General features: G+C 65.7%; 23 protein-coding genes. 13 read left to right on the plus strand and 10 right to left on the minus strand.

Going from position 1 to position 22,514, the window contains the following annotated elements; all coding sequences use genetic code 11:
- Positions 1 to 22 precede the first annotated feature (22 nt).
- From ACIIOY_RS12215 to ACIIOY_RS12240, 6 genes are all read right to left on the minus strand, one after another.
- Positions 23 to 1,921, minus strand: coding sequence for a nitric oxide reductase activation protein NorD (locus tag ACIIOY_RS12215; protein ID WP_411034946.1), 1,899 nt, complete (start codon positions 1,919 to 1,921; stop codon positions 23 to 25).
- A 9-nt stretch (positions 1,922 to 1,930) separates the two neighbouring features.
- Entirely contained in the window at positions 1,931 to 2,734 is an 804-nt protein-coding gene (locus ACIIOY_RS12220; protein ID WP_411034947.1) for a CbbQ/NirQ/NorQ/GpvN family protein, read from the minus strand.
- 64 nt (positions 2,735 to 2,798) lie between these two features.
- Positions 2,799 to 4,145, minus strand: coding sequence for a cbb3-type cytochrome c oxidase subunit I (locus tag ACIIOY_RS12225; protein ID WP_411034948.1), 1,347 nt, complete (start codon positions 4,143 to 4,145; stop codon positions 2,799 to 2,801).
- A gap of 24 nt (positions 4,146 to 4,169) precedes the next feature.
- Entirely contained in the window at positions 4,170 to 4,622 is a 453-nt protein-coding gene (locus ACIIOY_RS12230) for a c-type cytochrome (RefSeq protein ID WP_411034949.1), read from the minus strand.
- A gap of 132 nt (positions 4,623 to 4,754) precedes the next feature.
- On the minus strand, positions 4,755 to 5,030 hold the full coding sequence (locus ACIIOY_RS12235) for a cytochrome C oxidase subunit IV family protein (protein ID WP_411034950.1): 276 nt from the start codon (positions 5,028 to 5,030) through the stop codon (positions 4,755 to 4,757).
- A 7-nt stretch (positions 5,031 to 5,037) separates the two neighbouring features.
- The gene (locus ACIIOY_RS12240) at positions 5,038 to 5,592 is read right to left on the minus strand and encodes a cytochrome c oxidase subunit 3 (protein WP_411034951.1); all 555 of its coding nucleotides are present in this window, start codon (positions 5,590 to 5,592) and stop codon (positions 5,038 to 5,040) included.
- Positions 5,593 to 5,691: 99 nt separating this feature from the next.
- Between ACIIOY_RS12240 and ACIIOY_RS12245 the strand changes: the two genes are divergently transcribed.
- From ACIIOY_RS12245 to ACIIOY_RS12255, 3 genes are all read left to right on the plus strand, one after another.
- On the plus strand, positions 5,692 to 5,847 hold the full coding sequence (locus ACIIOY_RS12245; RefSeq protein WP_411034952.1) for a hypothetical protein: 156 nt from the start codon (positions 5,692 to 5,694) through the stop codon (positions 5,845 to 5,847).
- Positions 5,848 to 5,990: 143 nt separating this feature from the next.
- Positions 5,991 to 7,295, plus strand: a complete 1,305-nt coding sequence (gene pncB / locus ACIIOY_RS12250) for a nicotinate phosphoribosyltransferase (protein ID WP_411034953.1) — start codon at positions 5,991 to 5,993, stop codon at positions 7,293 to 7,295.
- 55 nt (positions 7,296 to 7,350) lie between these two features.
- Positions 7,351 to 8,058: a glutathione S-transferase gene (locus ACIIOY_RS12255; RefSeq protein WP_411034954.1), complete on the plus strand. Its 708-nt coding sequence runs from the start codon at positions 7,351 to 7,353 to the stop codon at positions 8,056 to 8,058.
- 4 nt (positions 8,059 to 8,062) lie between these two features.
- Here ACIIOY_RS12255 and ACIIOY_RS12260 read toward each other — a convergent pair whose 3' ends face one another.
- Positions 8,063 to 8,527, minus strand: coding sequence for an RrF2 family transcriptional regulator (locus tag ACIIOY_RS12260; RefSeq protein ID WP_411034955.1), 465 nt, complete (start codon positions 8,525 to 8,527; stop codon positions 8,063 to 8,065).
- A 467-nt stretch (positions 8,528 to 8,994) separates the two neighbouring features.
- Here ACIIOY_RS12260 and tauA point away from each other — a divergent pair, with 467 nt between their 5' ends.
- The 3 genes from tauA (at position 8,995) to ACIIOY_RS12275 (ending at position 11,728) form a co-directional block, all read left to right on the plus strand.
- Positions 8,995 to 9,999 carry a taurine ABC transporter substrate-binding protein gene (gene tauA / locus ACIIOY_RS12265; RefSeq protein ID WP_411034956.1) on the plus strand — a complete coding sequence of 335 codons (1,005 nt, stop codon included), beginning with the start codon at positions 8,995 to 8,997 and terminating at the stop codon, positions 9,997 to 9,999.
- Between the two features lie 89 nt (positions 10,000 to 10,088).
- Positions 10,089 to 10,895 carry a taurine ABC transporter ATP-binding protein gene (locus tag ACIIOY_RS12270; protein ID WP_411034957.1) on the plus strand — a complete coding sequence of 269 codons (807 nt, stop codon included), beginning with the start codon at positions 10,089 to 10,091 and terminating at the stop codon, positions 10,893 to 10,895.
- Positions 10,892 to 11,728: an ABC transporter permease subunit gene (locus tag ACIIOY_RS12275; protein WP_411034958.1), complete on the plus strand. Its 837-nt coding sequence runs from the start codon at positions 10,892 to 10,894 to the stop codon at positions 11,726 to 11,728. Before ACIIOY_RS12270 ends, ACIIOY_RS12275 begins: the two co-directional genes overlap by 4 nt.
- Before the next feature lie 27 nt (positions 11,729 to 11,755).
- Here the strand turns inward: ACIIOY_RS12275 and ACIIOY_RS12280 are convergent, their stop codons facing one another.
- The gene (locus tag ACIIOY_RS12280) at positions 11,756 to 12,619 is read right to left on the minus strand and encodes a MurR/RpiR family transcriptional regulator (RefSeq protein ID WP_411034959.1); all 864 of its coding nucleotides are present in this window, start codon (positions 12,617 to 12,619) and stop codon (positions 11,756 to 11,758) included.
- A gap of 646 nt (positions 12,620 to 13,265) precedes the next feature.
- Between ACIIOY_RS12280 and ACIIOY_RS12285 the strand changes: the two genes are divergently transcribed.
- The 7 genes from ACIIOY_RS12285 (at position 13,266) to ACIIOY_RS12315 (ending at position 21,430) form a co-directional block, all read left to right on the plus strand.
- Positions 13,266 to 14,747: a M81 family metallopeptidase gene (locus ACIIOY_RS12285; RefSeq protein ID WP_411034960.1), complete on the plus strand. Its 1,482-nt coding sequence runs from the start codon at positions 13,266 to 13,268 to the stop codon at positions 14,745 to 14,747.
- Positions 14,748 to 14,801: 54 nt separating this feature from the next.
- The gene (locus tag ACIIOY_RS12290) at positions 14,802 to 16,319 is read left to right on the plus strand and encodes an ABC transporter substrate-binding protein (protein WP_411034961.1); all 1,518 of its coding nucleotides are present in this window, start codon (positions 14,802 to 14,804) and stop codon (positions 16,317 to 16,319) included.
- A gap of 11 nt (positions 16,320 to 16,330) precedes the next feature.
- Positions 16,331 to 17,281 carry an ABC transporter permease gene (locus tag ACIIOY_RS12295; protein ID WP_411034962.1) on the plus strand — a complete coding sequence of 317 codons (951 nt, stop codon included), beginning with the start codon at positions 16,331 to 16,333 and terminating at the stop codon, positions 17,279 to 17,281.
- The gene (locus tag ACIIOY_RS12300) at positions 17,281 to 18,138 is read left to right on the plus strand and encodes an ABC transporter permease (protein WP_411034969.1); all 858 of its coding nucleotides are present in this window, start codon (positions 17,281 to 17,283) and stop codon (positions 18,136 to 18,138) included. The genes ACIIOY_RS12295 and ACIIOY_RS12300 overlap by 1 nt, the downstream gene beginning before the upstream one ends.
- A 2-nt stretch (positions 18,139 to 18,140) precedes the next feature.
- Positions 18,141 to 19,958 carry an ABC transporter ATP-binding protein gene (locus ACIIOY_RS12305; RefSeq protein ID WP_411034963.1) on the plus strand — a complete coding sequence of 606 codons (1,818 nt, stop codon included), beginning with the start codon at positions 18,141 to 18,143 and terminating at the stop codon, positions 19,956 to 19,958.
- A 177-nt stretch (positions 19,959 to 20,135) separates the two neighbouring features.
- Positions 20,136 to 20,582 carry a VOC family protein gene (locus tag ACIIOY_RS12310; RefSeq protein WP_411034964.1) on the plus strand — a complete coding sequence of 149 codons (447 nt, stop codon included), beginning with the start codon at positions 20,136 to 20,138 and terminating at the stop codon, positions 20,580 to 20,582.
- A 131-nt stretch (positions 20,583 to 20,713) separates the two neighbouring features.
- Complete coding sequence (locus ACIIOY_RS12315) at positions 20,714 to 21,430, plus strand: DUF6065 family protein (protein WP_411034965.1); 717 nt, start codon at positions 20,714 to 20,716, stop codon at positions 21,428 to 21,430.
- Positions 21,431 to 21,578: 148 nt separating this feature from the next.
- On the opposite strand, the gene ACIIOY_RS12320 is transcribed toward ACIIOY_RS12315, so the two are convergent.
- Both ACIIOY_RS12320 and ACIIOY_RS12325 read right to left on the minus strand, forming a co-directional pair.
- A complete protein-coding gene (locus tag ACIIOY_RS12320; protein WP_411034966.1) occupies positions 21,579 to 21,908 on the minus strand; it encodes a hypothetical protein in 330 nt (109 codons plus the stop codon).
- A 123-nt stretch (positions 21,909 to 22,031) separates the two neighbouring features.
- Complete coding sequence (locus ACIIOY_RS12325; RefSeq protein WP_411034967.1) at positions 22,032 to 22,391, minus strand: VanZ family protein; 360 nt, start codon at positions 22,389 to 22,391, stop codon at positions 22,032 to 22,034.
- Positions 22,392 to 22,514 lie beyond the last annotated feature (123 nt).

A 22,514-nucleotide genomic window follows, 5' to 3' on the forward strand; every position in this document is an offset into this window, starting at 1 on the left:
TCTCCCTGCGATCTTGCCCTTCCTATCCGACAAGACCGCGATAGATCGCCGGCAGCGCCGCGGGCAGCCTGGCGATATTGCCGACGATGGCATAGCCGTTGCGCCCGAAGATCGCCGGCACATAGGCCTGCGCTTCCCGGTCGACCGTCACGCCGAACACGCTGACGCCCGTGCGGCGCGCTTCCGCGACGGCACGGCGGCTGTCCTCCAGCGCGAACCGGCCCTCGTAATGATCGACGTCGTTCGGCTTTCCGTCCGTGAGGACGAGGAGAAGCTTTCGGCGGTTCGGCTGTTCGCCGAGCTTTGCCGCCGCATGGCGGATCGCCGGGCCGATGCGGGTATAGAAACCCGGTTTCAGGGCGGCGATGCGCGCTTCCACGCCGTGTCCCATCGGCTCGCCGAAATCCTTGACCGTCTCTATGCGCACCCAGGAACGCCGCCGCGAGGTGAAGGTGAGGATGGAATGGCTGTCGCCGCAGGCGGCAAGCCCGTGCGCCAGCACCAGCAGCGCCTCCTTCTCCACGTCGAGCACCCGGCGGTTGTCGAACCAGGCGTCGGTGGAAAGCGAGACGTCGACGAGGATGGTGACGGCGAGGTCGTGCGCCTGCGGCCGGCTCATCAGGTGGATGCGGTCGCTGCCCTGTCCGCCGGCGGCAAGGTCGCTACGCGCCCGCACGACCGCGTCGAGGTCGAGCTCAGCGCCGTCGAGCTGCGCGCGCAGCATCTCGTGGCGCGGCCGCAGCACCTCGAACTGCCGGCGCACGCGGCGGATGAGGCTCTTCGTGTCGGGGCCGGCTTCGGGCACCGCCGCCGTGTCCGGCGCCGGCGAGGCGAGCACGCGGCAATGGTCCGGCAGGTAGGTCGCCGTGCGGTAGTCCCATTCCGGATAGGTGAATTCGCCGGTCAGCCGCGAGCGGTCGAGCGCTTCGGGCGGCAGGTCCAGATCGAAGCGGAAACGGGCGGCGGGACGGCCTTTCCGCTCGCCGAGCGTCATGTCGTCCAGCTCGTCGGCGGCGCTGGAATCATGGTCGTCGCTGTCGTCGCCGGGGCGGTCGACATTGACCATCTCCGCCATGGCGAGGATCTTCTCGAAACGGTTGAGGATGAAGGGACTGCGCTCGTTCTTGCGGTTCTGCGCCTTCTCGCGCAACGCGACGTGCCGGCCGGTCTCGGCGACCTGCGGACTGCCGCCGGCCGCCGGCTGATCCTCTTCCCCGCGCTCGTCGCCCTCCTTACGCAGCAGCGCGTCCGGCCAGAGCGGCACGGGCAGCATCGGCAGGTAGCCCGGCGGTGCGCGGTGCGGGAAGATGACCGGCAGCGTATCGTCGGCCAGTCCCGCCCCCTTCTTCAACAGGCTGAGGATACGGTTCTCGACGTGGCGCTCGACGGAGGGCAGCGGCCGGCTGCGGCGCGCGTCCAGCGTGGCGGCGCACAGCCGTTCGTAGCGCCGGGCGAGCCCAGGAAAAGCAGCGAGGACGGCCTTCGCCGTCGCTTCCGCCCGTATAAGGACCGCGAGGTCGCGCTGCAGCGGGTCGCCGTGCGCCACCTGGTCGAGCGGCATCACGGCCATGGCGGCGGCTAGCCAGACATAGAGGTCGCGATTGAGGCCGCGATCGGCGAAGAGCGCGATCTCGCCCGGCAGCATCAGCGTCGCGTGGTCGCGGCCCGGCTGCACCAGCTTCTCCTCGCCGAGCCCCATGCGCTGGCGCAGCCTGAGGCGGTGCGTCGAGGTGCGCCCGCGCGCCGGCGCGATCTGCACGGCCCCCTCCCCGCCGAAGCCGCGGAAGCAGACGGCGAGCACCGGGCGGACGTCTTCCAGCCGCACGGCATGGTCCGGATGGCGCGGCCAGGTGGCCGTGTTGCCGACGAGCCTGTGCCAGGCCCGCCCGACGGTTTCCTCCAGTTCCAGGAAATCCAGCATGGCGGCGCCTCAGCGGATCATCGCATCGGCGATTTCGAGGAGCGCGGCCCGGACGTCCGGTTCGTCGGTGAGCGGCTCGATCATCGCCGCGCGCACGGCCTCGCGCGTCGTCATGCCGCTGTCGATGAGGCAGGCGCAATAGACGAGGAGGCGGGTCGAGACGCCCTCTTCCAGATCCTGGCCCTTCAGGGCGCGCAGCCGGTGGGCAAGCGCGACGAGCGGCGCGACGCGCGCCTCGTCCAGCCCGCTTTCCGCGGCGATCACGGCAGTTTCGGCGGCTTTCGGCAGGAAATCGAATTCGATCGCCACGAAACGCTGGCGCGTGGAGGGCTTCAGCGCCTTCAAGAGGTTCTGGTAGCCCGGATTGTAGGAGACGACGAGCATGAAGCCGGGGGGTGCCTCCAGCACCTCGCCGGTACGCTCCAGCGGCAGGATGCGCCGGTCGTCGGTCAGCGGATGCAGCACGACGGCGACGTCCTTGCGCGCCTCGACGATCTCGTCGAGATAGCACACGCCGCCCTCGCGCACCGCGCGCGTCAGCGGGCCGTCGACCCAGACCGTATCGCCGCCCTTGAGCAGGTAGCGGCCGGTGAGGTCGGCGGCGGAGAGATCGTCGTGGCAGGAGACGGTGGCGAGCGGCAGGCCGAGCCTTGCGGCCATGTGGCTGACGAAGCGGGTCTTGCCGCAGCCCGTCGGGCCTTTCAGCAGCAGGGGAAGCTGGCGCGTCCAGGCTTTCTCGAACAGCGCGCATTCGTTGCCGGAGGGGCTGTAGGCGGGAATGCCGGCGCGTGCGGCCTTGAGCATGACGTTCATTTCGGTCTCCATGGATTTCTGGAAGGAAGCGCCGGCCCCGCGGGATGACGGGGCCGGCCAGCGCTCACTCGGCCGGCTGGACCATTCGGGTGAGGCTGTCGCGGCGCTCGCGGCCGGGCACGAGCACGGCCCAGACGAACATCAATGCCGAGACGAGGACGGCGACGCCCGAGCCGAGACGGACCCAGTAGAACAGCGCGAGCTGGTCCTGCACGTCCATGAAGCTCTCGCCGAGCACGCGCTGCAGGTGGACCTGCACGACGCCCGCGAAGGTGAGCGCAAAAGTCATCACGGACATCGCCGTGCACATGATCCAGAAGCTGGCGATCGAGAGCCACTGGTTGAACGGCGCGCGGCCGCGGATTTCCGGGATCGCGTAGGCCATCATGGCGAGGTTCAGCATCACGTAGGCGCCGAAGAAGGCGAGGTGCCCGTGCGCGGCGGTGACCTGCGTTCCGTGGGTGTAGTAGTTCACCGAGGACAGCGTGTGGAGGAAGCCCCAGACGCCCGCGCCGAAGAAGGCCATGACCGAGCAGCCGATCGACCACAGCAGCGCCGCCTTGTTCGGGTGGTTGTGGCCGGCCTTCCAGGTCATCACGAAGGTGAAGATGACCATGGTAAAGAAGGGCGCGACCTCCAGCGTCGAGAACAGCGAGCCGATCCACTGCCAGTAGCCCGGCGCGCCGATCCAGTAGTAGTGGTGGCCCGTGCCGAGGATGCCCGAGAAGAGCGCAAGGCCGACGATGACGTAGAGCCACTTTTCCACGACTTCGCGGTCGATGCCGTTGAGCTTGATCATCAGGAAGGCGAGCACCGAGGCCATGATCAGCTCCCAGACGCCCTCGACCCACAGGTGGATGACGTACCACCAGTACATCTTGTCGAGCGCCAGGTTGACCGGGTTGTAGAAGGCGAAGAGGAAGAAGATCGCCAGGCCCCACAGGCCGAAGAGCAGGATGTTGATGACCGTGGTCTTGCGGCCCTTCAGCGCCGTCATGGTGATGTTGAAGAGGAACATCAGGACGACGACGACGATGCCGACCTTGGCGATGAAGGTCTGCTCCAGGAACTCGCGGCCCTCATGGATGCGGAACATATAGCCGACGACCGTCAGGCCCGCCGCCACGAAGAACATCCAGAACTGGAGGACGGCGAGCTTCGGGCTGTAGAGCTCCGTCTCTGTCTCCTCCGGGATCATGTAGTAGGTCGCGCCCATGAAGCCCATGAGCAGCCAGACGACGAGCGCGTTGGTGTGGATCATGCGCACGATGTTGAATGGCAGGAGCTCGGAAAGCGTGTTCGGCAGCACATAGATCGTGCCGGCCACGACGCCGAAGAGGACCTGGGCAAGGAAGAGGCCGAGCGCGCCGTAGAAATACAGCATCGCGACCTTCTGCGTTTGATACTTCATGTCTTGTCTCCTGAACCCTGTCCGTCAGCCGGCATCGTTCGGCGGCCAGTTCTGCGTCATGATCCGGCTCGTCCATTCGAGGAAGTCGGCCAGATCGTTGAGTTCCTGCTCGGTGAGGTTGAACTGCGGCATCTGCCGCCGGCCCTCCGCCCCGCTCGGCTGGGCGGCCATCCAGGCCTTCAGCGCCTCGCGCGCGCCTTCCGGGTCGTCCACGCCGCCGTAGCGCTTCCACACGTTGCCGAGCTCGGGCGCGAAATAGGCGCCCTCGCCGAGCAGCGTGTGGCAGTTGATACAGGCGTTCTTCTCCCAGACGTGCTTGCCGCGCGCGACGCTGTCGGAGAGCGTCGTCTCGTCGGTGGAGGAGGTCCTGATGTAATAGTGGCTATGGGCCGTGAGCCCCACGAATATCGCGAAGAAGAAGATGGACCCGCCATAGAAGACGTTGCGGGCCCCGGTCTTGGTTAGGCGCTCTGCCATCCCCTGGTCCTTTCCCTTGCCGGAAGCCCCCCGGGCCCGGCGCCAAAACCCCGCCGACAGTGCGGGACGCCCTTGGTTCTAGCGCCGGGAGAAAAGCCTTCTTTGCGCATTGGCAAAGAGCGGGGCGGTTGGTCAGCCGAGCCAGGTGACGGCGACGGTGCGCGCGAGCGCGAGCGACAGCAGCGCCGCCGGCCAGGCAAGCAGCGCGGGCTTCATGATGCCGCGGCTGGTGCGCAGCTCCATGAAGTCGAGGATGACGATGCGCCCTTTCGCATAAGCCATGACGAGCACGGCGGCGATCGGCACGAGGAGGCCGCCGCTGTGGCCCCCGACGAAGGCTCCGCCCATGGCGAGCGTCAGCAGGATGGCGAGCGTGGCGATGAACTGTTCGCGGGCCTGTCGGGTCATGGAAGCCTCAGGTGAGATAGAGGATCGGGAACATCACGAGCCAGACGAGGTCGATGGCGTGCCAGAGCGTCGCGATCGTCACGACGTTCGCGCGCGACGGCCGCCAGGCGACGAGGAGGAGGATTCCGGCGCCGAAGACCACGTGCAGCAGGTGGAAGCCGGTGACGAGGAAATAAAGCTCCGCGAGCGTACCGGCCTCGACGATGCCGGACCGCACCTCGATGGAATATTCGAGCGCCTTGACGGCCGCGAAGGCGAAGCCGAACAGTGCCGCCAGCATGAGGGGACGACGGACGGCGCCGTCGCCGCGGCGCACCGCAAGCGCTGCCTGCCAGCCGCTCAGGACGAGAAGCACGGTGTTGAGGGCGGCAAGCCCCGGATGAAGATGCGCGCGCAGAAGCAAGGCGCCCTCGACGTCCATCACCGTCGTCACCATGAAGGCGACGAGCAGCGCGCCGAAGGCGGCAAGCTCGCTCCACACCAGGATCCACAGGAGCAGCGAATCCGCTTCCCCGCTCTCCGCTTTTCCGATCGCCGTGTCCATGTCGTCTATCGTCGCCATGGCCCTTCCTAGCGCGCAAACCCGCGGCCTTCTTTGCGCCTGCTCAAAGAGGCGTGCAGCCCGGCGCGGCATGATGGCGGCAAAGGAAAGGATTTCTCCATGACGGACGCACAGTTCGGCCTTATCGTCGCCGCGCCGGTCATCGTCGGCTTCGCGCTGTTGCTCCATCGCATGGGTGTGCTGCAGGGAGCGGGAACGCTCTCGGCCGTCGGCGCATCGGTCGTGATCGCCGCCGTGCTCTTCTTCGGTCAATAGGGCGGCCGCCGGCTTGCGGTCGGCTCGCTTAGGCGATGCTCCTTCGCCCTTGCAATAAGCGGTCCGATAAACGAGGCTGGCGCGATCCTGCCGGCAAGCCTGCTGCCGGCGAACGCATCACCCGCCTTCGACCAGGAGCCGGCATGGCCGTCACCGATATCGCGACCCGCACCTACGACCACAATTTCCGGCTCGACCCGATCGTGCGGAGCCTGCTTGATACCGATTTCTACAAGCTGCTGATGCTCCAGATGATCCGGCAGCTCCATCCGGATATCCGGGCGACCTTCTCGCTGATCAACCGCACGACGAGCGTGCGGCTCGCCGATGTCATCGACGAGGGAGAATTGCGCGCCCAGCTCGATCACGCCCGCAGCGTGCGCTTTACCAAGAAGGAGCTGATCTGGCTCGCCGGCAACAGCTTCTACGGCAGGTCACGCATGTTCGGCCCGGATTTCATTGCCTGGCTTGCCGCCTTCCAGCTGCCCGAATACGAACTGCGCAAGGCGGGCGGGCAGTACGAGCTGCATTTCGACGGGCCGTGGACGCACACGACCATGTGGGAGATCCCGGCGCTTGCGATCATCAACGAGCTCAAGTCGCGGGCGGCGATGCGCGACCGGGGCCGCTTCGCGCTCGATGTGCTCTATGCCCGCGCCAAGGCGCGGCTTTGGGAAAAGGTGGAGCGGCTGCGGCAATTGCCGGACCTCGTCATATCCGACTTCGGCACGAGGCGGCGGCACGGCTTCCTTTGGCAGCGCTGGTGCGTGGAGGCGCTCAAGGAGGGGCTCGGGGACCGCTTTATCGGCACGTCCAACGTCCTGCTCGCCATGGACGCCGATCTGGAGGCGATCGGCACGAACGCGCACGAGCTGCCGATGGTCGCCGCCGCGCTTGCCGAGGACGATGCCGCACTCGCCCGCGCGCCTTACCAGGTGCTGGAGGAATGGCGGCAGCACTACAACGGCAATCTCCTGATCGCGCTTCCCGACGCTTTCGGCACCACCGCCTTCCTCGCGAATGCGCCGGACTGGCTGGCGGACTGGACAGGTTTCCGCCCGGACAGCGCCCCGCCGATTGCCGGCGGCGAGCAGATCATCGACTGGTGGCGCAAGAAAGGGCGCGACCCGCGTGAAAAGCTGCTGATCTTCTCCGATGGCATGGATGTCGACACGATCGAGGAGACCTACCGGCATTTCCACGGCCATGTGCGCATGAGCTTCGGCTGGGGCACCAACCTGACCAACGATTTCCGCGGTTGCGACCCGGACGGCGGAGACAGCCTCGACCCGATTTCGCTCGTCTGCAAGGTGACGAGCGCCAACGGCCGGCCCGCCGTCAAGCTCTCCGACAACCCTCTCAAGGCGACCGGCGATCCGGCGGAGATCGAACGGTATCGGCGTGTCTTCGGGATGGACGGCCAGACGGCGCGGCCGGTCGAGGTCTAGAAGCCGGCTGCCTCCGGAAACGGAACCCCGGCGGTGTCGAGGGCATTTCTGCGCCATGATCTACGAACTTTATTACTGGACAGGCATTCAGGGCCGCGGGGAATATATCCGGCTGGCGCTGGAGGCGGCCGGCGCTCCCTACCGCGACGTCGCGCGGGAAGAAGGCGATCATGTCATCGCGGACGTCGCGAACCGGCTGGCGACCCCGTCCTTCGCGCCGCCGTTTCTGAAAGACGGTTCCCTCGTCGTCGGCCAGGTCTCGGCGATCCTGCTCTATCTCGGCGACAAGCTCGACCTGGCGCCGAAGGACGAGCGGCTACGGCTCTGGACGCATCAGATCCAGCTCACCATCGCCGATTTCGTGCTGGAAGGGCACGACGTACACCATCCTGTCGGGGCGGGGCGGTATTACGAGGAACAGAAACCGGAAGCGCTTCGCCGGGCGGAGGAATTCCGCGAGGAGCGCGTGCCGAAGTTCCTCGACTGGTTCGAGACAATCCTGGAGAGGAACCCCGAAGGGCCGGCGCACCTCGTGGGCGACCGGCTGAGCTATGCCGACCTGTCGCTTTTCCAGGCGATGAGCGGCTTGACCTATGCGTTCCCGAAGCTGATGGGTAAGCTGTGGCCACAATGCGAGAAGGTCAACGCGGTCTGCACGACGGTCCGCGAACTGCCGGCCATCGCCGCCTATCTTGCGAGCGACAGGCGCCTTGCTCCGAACGAGAACGACCTGTTCCGCCACTATCCGGAACTGGATCCGTAGCCGCTCAGCCGACCCGCTTTTCCAGTTCCTCTTCCTCGATCATCGCGGCGGCGCCGGGGACGGCGACGAACTGTTCGAGCGTCATCGTGTCGAGGATCGAGGCGATGGCGTCGCGCACTTCCGTCATGGCGCGGCGCACCTGACAGGCTTCCGGATCGGCACAGTCCTCGCAGGCCTCGTAGGCCGTGCGGCTCGCACAGCGAATCGGCGCCAGGGGACCGTCGAGGACGCGGATGGCGTGGCCGATGCGGATTTCCGAGGCCGGATGCGACAGGGAGTAGCCGCCGCCCGGCCCCTTCTTCGAGCGCAGCATGCCGGCATTGCGCAGTTCCAGGAGGATGGTGTCGAGGAACTTCTTGGGAATGTTGTTGCGCAGCGCGATCTCGCTGACGAAAGCCGTTTCCCCCGGCCCAAGGCGCGCCAGGTCCACGAGGGCCTTCAATCCGTATTTTCCCTTTTTCGTCAGCATCTCGGCCTGCTTTCCATCGGCATATGCGGCGGCGTGGACGCATGCGCGTCCGGCGGTATGATCCGTCTTCTTCGGGAAGATCGATCGGTCCACCCTTTGACGGGTGATTCCGGCTCATTCTAGGCACCGAAGTGCGAAAAACATATAAAAACGGTATAATTTATTTGGGCATTGTGTCGCAAGGAAATTGGCGTCCAATGTCAAGCTCTTATGTGGTTTTAGCGGCAAGACGTGCCCAATTGGCATCAATCCGTGCCCCGGCCCGCCGAAATGAGTCCCCTTTCAGCTTCCCTCCCCTCCCGATAGCGGTGCGCGCGTTTCGACTCTCTTGAGAAAAGACGCAAAACCAATCGCCGGAACATCGTCAAATTGAGGCGAAAATTTCTCTACTAAATTTATTGATTATATAGCCTTGAGAAACCGGCCCGCAGCAGACCCCGCGCGACGGCAACTTGAGGAGAGGACCCATGACCATCACCCGCAGAATCCTGCTGGCCGCGGCCGCCACGCTCGCCATGGCGGCATCGTTCAGCGCCGCCTCGGCCGAGGAGGTGACGATCAACATCGGATACCAGCCGATCGTCGAGCCTTCGCGCGTGCCCCAGGCCGACGGCACCTACGAGAAGGTGACCGGCGCCAAGATCAACTGGCAGAAGTTCGACGGCGGCGCGGACGTGATTGCGGCCATCGCCTCCGGGTCGCTCGATATCGGTTATGTCGGTTCCTCGCCGCTTGCCGCCGCCGCCAGCCGCGAGCTGCCGATCGAGACGATCTTCGTCGTCGGTCTTATCAGCGAGGCGGAAGCGCTCGCCGTCAAATCCATCGACAAGCCGGAGGACCTTTCCGGCAAGAAGATCGCCACGCCCTTCGTTTCCACCGCCCACTACAGCCTGCTGACCGCGCTGAAGCACTGGAATGTCGATGCCAAGTCCGTCGAAATCCTCAACCTGCGCCCGCCGGAAATCGCGGCTGCGTGGGAACGCGGCGACATCGACGGCGCCTATGTCTGGGATCCGGTGCTCGCCGAACTCAAGAAGAGCGGCAAGGTCCTCGCGACCTCGGCGGATGTCGCGGAGTGGGGCGGCCCGACCTTCGACGCCTGGATCGTCAGCAAGAAATTCGCCGAAGAGCATCCCGACGTCGTGACGGCCTTCGTGAAGGTGACGGGCGATGCGACCGCCGCCTACCGCGCCGATCCCGATGCCTGGAACGCCTCCTCGCCGGAAGCCGAGAAGATCGCCCGCCTCACCGGCGCCAAGCAGGAGGAGGTGCCGGCCCTTCTCAAGGGTTACAACTTCCCGACCCTGGAAGAGCAGGCCGGCGAGGCGCTGCTCGGCGGCGGCACGGTGAAGGCGGTGGCCGATACGTCCGCCTTCCTGCTGGAGCAGGGCAAGATCCCGGCCGCGCTTTCCGATTATTCGCCCTACGTCTCCACCCGCTGGGTGACGGACGCGGCGAAGCTCGCCTACTGACGACGATCCTGCGGCGGAGGTGGCCCGGTCGCGCGAAAGCGCCGCCGGGCCATCGCCGGAAACACGGGCACGAACCTTCCGGAGGTCCCATGAGCGTCCTGACATTCCGCAACGTCTCGCTGCGCTACCCGCCGAGGGCGGGGCGGAGCGAAGCGGCTCAAAACCTGGTCCTCGACGGCATCAACCTGCAGATCGCCTCGGACGAGCTGGTCGCCATCATCGGACGCTCGGGGTCCGGCAAGACGAGCCTGCTCAATCTCGCGGCGGGCTTCCTGGAGCCCACGGCCGGCACGATCACCGTCGACGGCGTGCCCATCCGCGGTCCCGGCGCCGACCGTGCGGTCGTCTTCCAGGACGACGCGCTCTATCCCTGGCTGGATGCGCGCGAAAACATCGCCTTCCCGCTCAAGCTGAAGGGGGTTCCCGCCGCCGACCGCCTCGCGCGCGCCCAGCAGCTTCTCGAACGCGTCGGCCTGCCGGAGGCGGGCGACCGCCGCATATGGGAACTGTCCGGCGGCATGCGCCAGCGCGTGGGGATTGCCCGGGCGCTGGCCGCCGAACCGCGCTTCCTGCTGCTCGACGAGCCGCTCGGCGCGCTCGATGCGCTGACGCGGACCCGCATGCAGGAGTTCCTGCTGCGCATCAAGGCCGAAAGCGGGGCCGGCGCGCTGCTTATCACCCATAGCATCGAGGAGGCGCTGTTGCTCGGCACGCGCGTCGTCGTGCTCTCGCCAGGCCCCGGGCGCCTGTCGGCCGAGATCGAGGCGGGCTTCAACGCGGAGGTGCTGAACGGCGCCTCGGTCGCTGCGGTGAAGATGTCGCCCCTCTTCAAACGCATGCATGCCGGGCTTACCGGCCTCATCCATTCCAGCGCCGAAGAGGAGCTTGCCGCATGACGCTCTCCACCGACGCCGAAGCCCTGCCGCAGCCTGTCGGAACGGAAGAGGCCGCCCGCGCCGCGCGGCCCCTGCCCGTCTCCGTGATCTCGGCGATCACGGTTGCCGTCATCATCGGGCTCTGGAGCCTTGCCTCGGTCTACGGACTGGTCTCGCCGGTCTTCCTGCCGTCGCCGTGGCAGGTGGCCGCCGCCGCCTACAATCTCGTCGTGAAGGGTTTCGTCGATGCGACGCTCGCCGAGCACGTCGGCGCCAGCCTCTACCGCATCTTCGGCGCGCTCATCGCCTCCATCCTGATCGGCGTTCCCGCCGGCATCGCCATCGGCACGAGCCGCGTCGGCCGGGGCATCCTCGATCCGATCGTGGAGTTCCTGCGCCCGCTGCCGCCGCTCGCCTATCTGCCGCTCATCATCATCTGGGTCGGCATCGGCGAGGCCTCGAAGATCACCGTCATCGCACTTTCCATGCTGCCCTCCATCATCCTTTCGACCTCCGCCGGCGTGCGCTCGGTCTCGAAGGACCACGTCAATGCGGCGCGTTCGCTCGGGGCGAACAGGCGGCAGGTCCTTTCCGAAGTCGTGCTGCCGAGCGCGGTGCCGTCGATCCTCACGGGTATCCGCATCGCGCTCGGCGCCGGCTGGACGACCCTAGTGGCGGCGGAGCTCGTGGCGGCCACGAGCGGTATCGGCTTCATGATCCAGTCGGCGGCGCAGTTCCTCGTCACCGACATCGTGATCGCCGGCATCGTCGTTATCGCGCTGATCGCCATTCTCCTGGAATATGTCGCGCGGCTGATCGAGCGGCGGCTGGTGCCCTGGGCCTCGCACCGCTGAGGCCGGGCCGGCATTCCCGTCCGGCGGTCAGTCGCCGAGGAGCTGGCGGTCGTCGCCGTCACGGCGGCTCACCAGCTCCTCCTTGATGCTGCGGAGCGTTTTCAGCGACTTGTTCCGGTCGGCATAGGCGACGAGGTTGGCGAGCATGTCGATGACCGCAAGATAGGCATAGCGGGTTGAGGTCGGGCGGAAGATGTTCTTGCCCTCTGGCAGGTCGACGGAAATGACGACATCCGCCGCCGCGGCGACGGGCGAGCCGCTCTGCGTGACGACGACGGTCGGCACGCCGCGCTGGCGCAGCAGCTCCAGGCAATGGACGAGGGCAGGGTCGCGGCCGGTGAAGGACGAGGCGAAGACCACCGTGCCCGGCTGCGCCGCCGCCGAGATCATCGCGTTCATGTTGTGATCGTTCGACGCGTTGATGCGGCATCCGAGCCGGAAAAGCCGGTTGTGCAGTTCGTTGACGATCATCGCGGAATTGCCGCTCGCCCCGAAGGCCTGGATGAAATCGGCGCCGCGCAGCAGCCGGGCGGCCGTCTCCAGCGCGGAGAAGTCGATCTGGCGGTGGAGCTGGAACAGCGCGTTCTGTGCCTTGGCGATGATGTCGTCGGCGACCTCCTCCGGCGTTTCGGTCGGCACCTCCGGCTTGACGTAGCGAAGGCCGACATAGGTCAGCTTGGCGAGCTGCACCTTGAAGTCAGGGAACCCCTTGCAGCCGAGCCTTCGGCAGAAGCGGGTGACCGTCGGGGGGGAAACGTCGACGCGCTCGGCGAGTTCGCCGATCGAAGCGTTCATGACGAAATCCACGTCCTCCAGGGCAAGCTGGGCAAGTCGCCTGTCCAGCCCGGAGAGCTTGCCTTCCTCATCCGACAGTGCGTGGAAAAGGTCCATCGGATTGCCCCTTCTGGCGAAACGGTTGAAAATGAATTTCTCTTCTGCTGACTCATAGCACAGTCTCAGGCCGCATCAATGCCGTATCGGCTCGGGAAACGGTGTGATGAAACGCTCGCTGCAACGCGCTTTTCCAGCCTTTCCACGTCATTCTTCCGGCAGATATTCGACGGAAAATTTTTTCCCGTCTCGCCTGCCGCAGCTTCCCAGCCCTTGAAGTGCCGATGAAATTTTTCGAGGCTTTATACGGGAAAATTTCATGTGCCTTGTTTTCCGGGTTTGGCTTCCACGTGCCGGAATGGCGGGTTTGAAACCTTGAAATGGTTCATCAATCCGACGTGTCGTACATGACGTCTCGTGTTTTCCTTATCCATGACGGTGGTTGTCGGCATGAAAATTCTTCAGCAAAAATGATCAATAAGAAAACAGATTTCATTTCATGTCGTGTATTCGGCTTTTTCATATTGACTTTCCGTTAAAATTCCGCACGATTAAGAAAATAAATTACATCGCTCAAGCGGTGACTGATCGACGGGAACATTGATCCGGGTATGCGGATAGCTTCCAGCCTGGCAAGGCGGCGCAGAGCGCCGGCTGGTGCCGGCGGGGCATCCGTCTGCCCGAACTCCATTCGGAACGGACCGACATGCGCATATTCACGGCCTCGCTCGCCACCGAGACCAACACCTTCTCGCCCGTTCCGACGGACATGAGCGCTTTCAAGGCGGCCTTCTTCGCGGGGCCGGGCGAACATCCCGACACGCCGACGCTCTGCTCCTCCGTGGTGCCGATCCTGCGCCGGCGCGGGCGGGCGGAGGGTTTCTCCGTCATCGAAGGCACGTCCTGCTGGGCGGAGCCGGCGGGCCTCATCCAGCGGCAGACCTACGAGGCCTTGCGCGACCGCATCATCGGCGAGCTCAAGGCGGCCCTGCCGGTCGACGCCGTCGTGCTCGGCCTGCATGGCGCGATGGTGGCGCAAGGTTACGACGATCCCGAGGGCGATTTCCTTGCCCGTATCCGCGGGCTCGTCGGGCCGGACGTGCTGATCGCGGTCGAATTCGACCCGCACAGCCATCTGACGGCCAAGCGCGTCGCCAACCTCGACATCATGGCGGCCTTCCTCGAATTTCCCCATACCGATTTCGAGGAGCGGGGCGAGCACGTCGTCGAACTGGCGCTGCGCACGCTGCGGGGCGAGATCAGGCCCGCCGTTTCCACTTTCGACTGCCGCATGATCACAATCTATCCGACGAGCCGCGAGCCGATGCGCTCCTTCGTCGACCGGCTGAAGGCGATGGAGGGCCGGGACGGCATCCTGTCCGTTTCCGTCATTCACGGCTTCATGGCCGGCGACGTGCCGGAAATGGGAACGCACATCGTCGTCGTCACGGATGGCGAAAAGGAAGAGGGCGACGCCCTGGCCGAAAGGCTCGGCCGCGAGCTCTATGGCCTGCGCAGGGAGACGGCCATGCCGATGCTCGATACGGAAGCAGGCCTCGACCGGGCGCTGGCCGTGCGTGCGGCAAGGCCGGACGTGCCCGTCGTCATCGCCGATGTCTGGGACAATCCCGGCGGCGGGGTCGCGGGCGATGCGACCTTCATCCTGCGCCGGATGATCGAGCGCGGCTTCGAGAACGTCGCGGTGGCGACCATCTGGGACCCGGTTGCCGTTTCCTTCTGCCATGCGGCGGGCGAAGGGGCGGAGCTTGCACTGCGCTTCGGAGGCAAGTCGGGCCCGGAGGGCGGCGAGCCGCTGGACTTCAGGGTGACGGTGCGGAGCGTCTTCGACGCCGGCTGGCAGAGCTTCCGCAACAGCCGGGTGACGCTCGGCGCCGCCGCGGTGGTGCGCCCGCTCGGCACATCGATCGACATCGTGCTGATCACCAGCCGCACCCAGACCTACGAGCCGGACATCTTTTCCAACCACGGCGTGGACTTCACGAAGAAGGCCTTCCTGCTGGTGAAGTCGACCAACCATTTCCATGCGGGCTTCCAGCCGGTCTCCTCCGAGATCGTCTATGTCGCCGCGCCCACCTCCTACCCGACGGATCCCGCCACGACGGCCTACCGCAAGGCGCGCCTCGACCTGTGGCCGCGGGTCGCCGATCCGCTCGGTCTTGAAACCTGAACCGTTCGCCGGACGGGAGCCGGCGCGAAACTTTTCCAGAAAGAGGGGTACAAGATGAAAAGCGCATTCGTTCTCATGACCTTGGCGGCACTTGCCGGCAGCACCAGCAGCCTCGCCATCGCCCAGACCACCGACGGTGTCCTGACGGTTGCGACGATCGGCGAGCCGCCGACGCTCGACGCGATGCAGACGCCGACCGACATCGTGTTGACCATCGACCAGCACATTTTCGAAACGCTCTTTACCTATGACAACGAATGGCGCTCGGTGCCGCTCCTGGCCGCCGCGATGCCCGAGATTTCCGAGGACGGCCTCACCTATCGCATCCCGCTTCGCGAAGGCGTGAAGTTCCACGACGGCAGCGATCTCGACGCCACGGACGTCACCGCCTCGCTGAAGCGCTGGATGGAGATCAACTCCAAGGGCAAGCAGGTCGCCGAGGTTGTCGAAAGCCTTTCGGAAGACGGGGCCCATACCGTCGTCGTCAAGCTGAAGTCGCGCTACGCGCCGCTGCTGGCGACCTTTTCCCAGGCATCCGTCATCATGCCCTCGGAGAAGATCGCCGAAACGCTGACCGAATTCGTCGGCACCGGCCCCTATGCGCTGAAGGAACGCAAGCCGGACCAGTACACCCAGCTCGTCCGCTTCGACGATTACAAGTCGCCCGAGGGCGAGCCGAGCAACTATGCCGGCAGGCGCGTGGCGATCGCCAAGGAAATCCGCTTCGTTCCGGTGCCGGACGCCAATACCCGCGTGGAAGGCCTGATCTCCGGCCAGTTCGACTTCGCCGATTCGCTTCCCGTCAGCGCCTACGAGCGGGTCGAGGCCAGCGGCACGGCCAAGGCGGTCATCTACGAGAACACCGGCTGGGCGTCGCTCAACATGAACATGAAGGAAGGCCTGCTCACCAGGAAGGAACTGCGCCAGGCCGTGCAGGCCGCGCTCAACCCGAACGACATGATGCTTGCCGCCTTCTCTGACGAACGCTTCTTCAGCGTGGACGGCTCGATCTTCCCGAAGGGTTCGCTCTGGCACACCGAGGCCGGGGTCGTCCGCTACGGCGAGGGCGATCCTGAAGCCGCCGCCAAGCTGCTTGCCGATGCCGGCTACGACGGCACGCCGCTGCGCCTGATGACGAGCCGCCAGTACGAGTTCCACTACAAGATCGGCGAGGTCGCCAAGGCCTATCTCGAAGCCGCCGGCTTCAAGGTGGACCTGCAGGTCGTGGACTGGGCGACGCTAACGACCCGGCGCGCCGACCCGAAGGAATGGGACATCTTCATCACCCATTCCAACTTCCCCGGCGATCCGACGACGATCAACACGATCACCGACACCTATCCGGGCTGGTATGTCTCCGACCAGAAGGCGACGGCGGTCGCCGCCTACATGGACGCGGTTTCCGACGCGGACAAGCAGAAGGCCTGGGAAGGCATCCAGACGGTGATCTACGACGACGCGCCGCTCTTCAAGGTCGGCAACTTCAACGCGGTCACGGGCGTCGCCGCCGGTATCTCGGACTACACCCCGACCTACTGGCCGCATTTCTGGGACGTCACGCCGAAGAAGTAAGGGGCCAGGCAATGGCAAGGATCGTCCGGGCACTCTTGAAGCGGCTGGGGGGCATGGCCATCGTGCTTGCCCTGGTCGTGACGGTGGTCTTCGTCATCGTCCGCGTGACGCCGGGCGATCCCGCCGCCGTGATGCTGGGGTCCGATGCGACCCCGGAGGACATCGCGCAACTGCGCACGCGGATGGGCCTCGATGCGCCGCTGATCGCCCAGTACGGCCAGTTCGTGCTGGGCATCCTCAAGGGCGACCTCGGTCAGTCCATCTTCCTCGACCAGCCGGTGACGACCGCGCTTGCGGCGCGTGCCGAGCCGACGTTCTTCCTCACGCTGTTCTCGATCCTCATAGCGGTGGCAATCGCACTGCCGGTCGGCATCCTTTCCGCCGTCAAGCGGGGAACGCTGTTCGACCAGGCCGTCGTGACGCTCACCATGGTGGCGGCAAGCGTGCCGAGCTTCTGGCTGGGCCTCATGCTCATCCAGGTCTTCGCCGTCGGCCAGGGATGGTTCCCGGCCTCCGGTTACGGCGGGCCGGACACGTCCTTCCTCGAAAGGCTGCACCATCTCGTGCTGCCGGCAGCCGCCCTCGGCATCGTCAATTCGGCGCTGATCACCCGCTTCACCCGCGCGGCCATGCTGGACGTGCTCGGCGACGACTATGTGCGCACCGCCCGTGCCAAGGGCGCGAGCGAGCGGCGCGTGATCCTGAAGCATGCGTTGAAGAACGCGCTGATCCCGATCATCACCGTCATCGGCCTTTCCATCGCCATGCTGGTGGCGGGCGCCGTGGTGACGGAGACGGTCTTCGGCCTGCCGGGCGTCGGCAATCTGGTGGTCTCGGCCGTGCTGCGGCGCGATTATCCCGTCATCCAGGGCACGCTTCTCGTCGTCGCGGCGATCTACGTGCTCATCAACTTCGTCGTCGACATGCTCTACATCCTCGTCGATCCGCGGGTGCGCCTATGATGGCCGGTTCCCTCTCCCAGCCTTTCGCCGCGAGCCTGCGCCGGCTCTTCGGCAACCGCGCCATCCTGTTCGGCGCGATCGTCCTCCTTCTCGTTGTGGCCGCGGCGTTGCTTGCCCCGTGGGTCGCCCCCTATGCGCCGAACAAGCTGTCGATCGTCAACAAGCTGAAGGCGCCGTCGCCGTCGCATGTCTTCGGCACCGACGAATTCGGCCGCGACATCTTCTCGCGCGCCATCTTCGCCGGCCGCATCTCGCTGCTCGTCAGCCTCGGCGTCGTCTGCATCTCGACCGTGCTCGGCGTGATCCTGGGTGTCGCCGCCGGCTTCTTCCGTAGGCTCGACGCGCCGATCTCGCGGCTGCTCGATGCCATGATGTCCTTTCCGGACATCCTGCTCGCCATCGCGCTGGTGGCCGCGCTCGGCCCCTCGCTCTCGACGGTCATCCTGGCGCTCGGCATCACCTATGCGCCGCGTCTCGCCCGCATCGTGCGCGGTTCGACGCTCGTGCTGCGGGAACTGCCCTATATCGAGGCGGCGGTCGCCATGGGCCTGCCCACTTGGCAGATCCTCACGCGCCACGTGCTGCTCAACCTCGCTTCGCCGATCCTCGTTCAGGCCACCTTCGTCTTCGCCTCGGCGATGCTGGCGGAAGCAAGCCTCTCCTTCCTCGGCGTGGGGGTTTCCACGGACATGCCGACCTGGGGCACGACGCTCGCCTCCGGCCGCGAATACATGAACAACGCCCCCTGGCTCATGGTGTTTCCGGGCCTTGCCATCGTCTTCTCGGTTCTTGCCCTGCAACTGCTCGGCGACGGGCTGCGCGATCTGGTCGATCCGCGCCTTGCGAAGGAAAGCTGACCATGACTGCAACGGATAGTGCGAGCCGGCCGGTGCTCTCGGTCGAAGACCTCACGACCTCCTTCAAGACCGCCGAGGGATGGCGCGCCGTCATCCGCAACATCAACCTAACGGTGAATGCGGGAGAGACCGTTGCCATCGTCGGGGAATCCGGCTCGGGCAAGAGTGTCACGGCGCTCTCCGCGATGCGTCTTCTGCCGCCGGGCCGGGCGCGCTGCGAGGGCCGCATCCTGCTCGAGGGCCGCGACCTCCTCAAGGCGAGCGATGCCGAGATGCGCATGGTGCGCGGCGGCGTCATCGGCATGATCTTCCAGGAGCCGATGACGTCGCTCAATCCGGTCTTCACCATCGGCAACCAGATCGCCGAGGCCCTCGTGCTGCACCGCGACCTTTCCTGGAAGGCGGCCGAGGCGGAGGCCCTGCGGCTGATGGAGCGCGTGCGCATACCCGCCGCCAGATCCCGTCTCCACGAATACCCGCACAAGTTCTCCGGCGGCATGCGCCAGCGCGTGATGATCGCCATGGCGCTTGCCTGCCGGCCGAAGCTTCTGATCGCCGACGAGCCGACGACGGCGCTGGACGTGACCGTGCAGGCGGAAATCCTGCATCTCCTGCGCGACTTGCAGCGCGAGGAGAATATGGGCGTGCTCTTCATCACCCACGACATGGGCGTGGTGGCGGAGGTGGCGGACCGTACCGTCGTCATGTTCCGTGGCGACGTGGTCGAGACGGGCACGACGCCGGAAATCTTCGCCGCGCCGAAGGCGGCCTATACGAAGGCCCTGCTTGCTTCCATTCCCCGGCTCGGCACGATGGGCGACACGCCCGTCCCGCGCCGCTTTCCGGATGTCGATGCGGCTACCGGCGAAGCGGCGGAGGGGCGGATCATGGAGCCCGTCGCCGAAGGCGTAAAGCCGATCCTGAGCGTGGACGGGCTTTCCGTCCGCTTCGCGCTGCCGCACGGGCAGATCCATGCGGTGGAGGACGTTTCCTTCGATCTCAGGCCGGGCGAGACGCTCTCGCTCGTCGGGGAATCGGGTTGCGGCAAGTCGACAACGGGCCGCGCCATCATGCGCCTCGTCGATCCGAGCGCCGGCTCGGTCGTCATCGACGGGCAGGATGTGACGAGGGCGGGTTCGGGCGCATTGCGCGCCATGCGCCGCACCTCGCAGATGATCTTCCAGGATCCTTTCGCCTCGCTCAATCCGCGCATCACCATCGGTTCGGCCATCGCCGAACCGATGGTGGCGCACGGCCTGATGGGGCGCCGGCAGGCGAAGGAGCGCGTGGCCGAGCTGCTGGAGCAGGTCGGCCTGCCGGCCGAGATGGCGGCGCGCTATCCGCACGAGTTCTCCGGCGGCCAGCGCCAGCGCATATCGATCGCCCGGGCGCTCGCGCTCAAGCCGCAGTTCATCGTGGCGGACGAGGCCGTGTCGGCGCTCGACGTGTCGGTGAAGGCGCAGGTCTCCAACCTGCTGCTTGACCTCCAGGAGAAGCACCGCCTCGCCTACCTCTTCATCTCGCATGACATGGCGGTCGTCGAACGCGTGAGCCATCGCGTCGCGGTGATGTTCCTCGGCGAGATCGTCGAAATCGGCCCGCGTGCCGCGATCTTCGGCAATCCGCAGCATCCCTACACGCGCCGGCTCATCTCGGCCGTGCCGATCCCCGATCCGGCCCGCCGCGGCCACCTGCGGCCGCCGCTCGACGAGGAGATAAAGAGCCCCTTGCGCCCGCACGGTTATGTGCCGCCAAGGCGCAGCTACCGCGAGGTGTCGCCGGGGCATCTCGTCCAGGAGACGGGCTCCGCGGCTGCCTGAGACGTTCGCCCTGCGTATAGGCGGCGTCCGGCAGCATCGAGGCCATCGTGCCTTGTCGCGCGAGAGAGTTCCATCGGCCGGGTTGACTTGGCCGGGTATTTACGTTGATATCAAATCATCGGCAGGCCATCTCCCGCATGAACCCGGCGGGGCGACGAGGACAAGGAGGAGCCGACCATGAAGATCGTGACCAGCCTGAGTTTTCAGGGACAGTGCCGAGAGGCGTTCGAGTTCTACGCCAAGGTTCTCGGCGGCAAGATCACAGCCGCTTTTCCCTATGGCGAGGGCCCTCCCGGCATGCCGATCAGCGATCCCAAATACAAGGACTGGCTGATGCATTGCTGGCTGGAGGTCGGCGATCAGGCGCTGATGGGCGCAGACATGGATTCCGCCTGGGCTCCGGGCATCGACAAGCCCAAGAACGGCTTCGACGTCACTTTGCACACCGCCGACATCGCCGAAGCCAGGCGCTGGTTCGACGCGTTGTCGGAAGGCGGCAGGCAGGTCATGCCGTTCGGCGAAACCTTCTGGTCGCCCGGCTTCGGCTCGCTGATCGACAAGTTCGGCGTGCCATGGATGATCAACAGCATTCCCCTCGCCGACTGGAAGCCCGCGCAGGGCTGACCTCCGGCCGGGACCGGCCGTCCTGCGGACTTCGCGCCGCACGGGCCTATCCCCCGCAGAAATTTTCACAGGCCGGGAATAGGTTCCTTCCATCGCCGTTCTTCTCGTATCGACTGACGAGGAGAACCGCGATGGCACTCGCCCTTCTGAAGAAACCGCAGCCCCGGGTGACCTTCCTCTGCCGCAAGGAAGACGAGGGTGTGATCCCGCCGCCCGTCCGCGCCAAGACGGCGCTGCCCGACTGGTTCCGCAAATTGCCGGCCGTCGACGAAGCGCATGTCTCGCCCACAAACAGCGGCCTCACCGTAAAGCGCTGCATGCCCTTTCTCGACGCCATGGCGGCCGGCTGGGTGATCGGGCTTGCGGCGACCGTGCGCATGGAAATCTCGGATGCGGGCGAGAGGGTGGATTGCGGCTGGGATTTCGACCGCACCATGGTGAGCAACCATGCGAGCCACCAGGTCGCCGGCAACCCGCGCGAGCCCTTGCCGCCCTGCAAGTTCCACAACTACTGGACCATCCGCACGCCGCCCGGCTGGAGCTGTCTCTTCGTGCCGCCGCTCAACCGGCCGAACGGCGTCTTCGAGGTGGTCGCGGGCATCGTCGATACCGATACCTATCAGTCGGAAATCCACTTCCCCTTCTTCGCGACCGGCGAGGACGGGCTGCACGTGCTCGAACGCGGCACGCCGATCGTGCAGGTCATTCCCTTCCGCCGGCAAACCTCGGATCTCGAAGGAGACATCCGGGCCGAGACGGAGACGGAGGGCGCAGTGCGCAAGACGATCTTCCGCAAGACGCTCGCCTCGGACGGCTGGTATCGCAGGTTCGCCCGAGCCCAGCGCTAATCCGGGAAGGTGGGGACTGCCGCTTTGCCGCCGCTCGCCGCGGCGCTGCGGGCGCATGCCTTACAATAACTATTTGAAAATATTTTATCTTTTATGGAATAAGAACCTTTCCCCGCCGTTCCTCCTTCGCAGCCAACGAGGCTGTCGATCAAAGGAGACATGCCATGAAGAAGGTTATCGCCATCCTGAGCGCCTTGCTGGTGGCCGGCGCGGCAGCGCCTGCGCCGGCCGTCGCCGACGACCCGGTTTTCCGCTTCCTCCAGAAGCTGTCGCGCAGCAACAAGGCAACGCATGCGCGGTCCCACCGGGACGATGACCGCGGCTGGAACTCGAACCGCAGTTCCAACAGCTCGTCGAATTCGTCGCGGAACTCCAGCTCGAATTCGAACTCCAACAGCAGTTCCAATTCGTCGAGCAATTCCAGCTCGAACAGCTCTTCTAACTCGTCGAGCAACTCGAGCTCGAATTCGTCGTCCAATTCCTCGTCGAATTCGTCTTCCGACGACGATTGAGACCCGATGTGAAGGAACGGAAGGGCCGGCCGCGGCCCTTCCGGACCCCTCGTCGAAACGGTGCAGGGTCCGTTCGCGTGGGAAAGCCGTCATTGCCGATTGTCGATACGCAGCCTTGCCGCCCCCGAATGAAGCAGGGTTCCCGCACACAGGCCGACACCGCCGCCCGCGGCTTTCACCGCGGCGTCCATCAGGTGCGGATGCCGCATCGGCGAGAGGAACTGGAACAATTCGGCCGCACCGGCAGTCGCGACCATCAGCGCGGCGACGGTCCAGCGGTGGCGCGGATAGGCGAAGACGAAGAGGGCCGACAGGATCGCGTAGGCCGCCGCACGGTCGAAATTGGTCGACACCAGGTCCCTCGGCCTGTAGCCGATGGGGGAGACCGTGACGAAGATGATGGCGGCAAGGGCGAACCATGCGCCAATTCGGAAAAGGCGGGTTGTCATCGTCCCTCTACCTAGGCAAGGCCCGCCGTTCTTGCAATGCGGAGCGCCCCCGATTTTGATTGTCTTCATCCTCTTCCGAATTCGTCTTCGATGCGGATGATGTCGTCTTCTCCGAGGTAGGAG

Origin of the sequence: Shinella agrisoli, from assembly GCF_046557955.1 — a bacterium.
Lineage (GTDB): Bacteria > Pseudomonadota > Alphaproteobacteria > Rhizobiales > Rhizobiaceae > Shinella.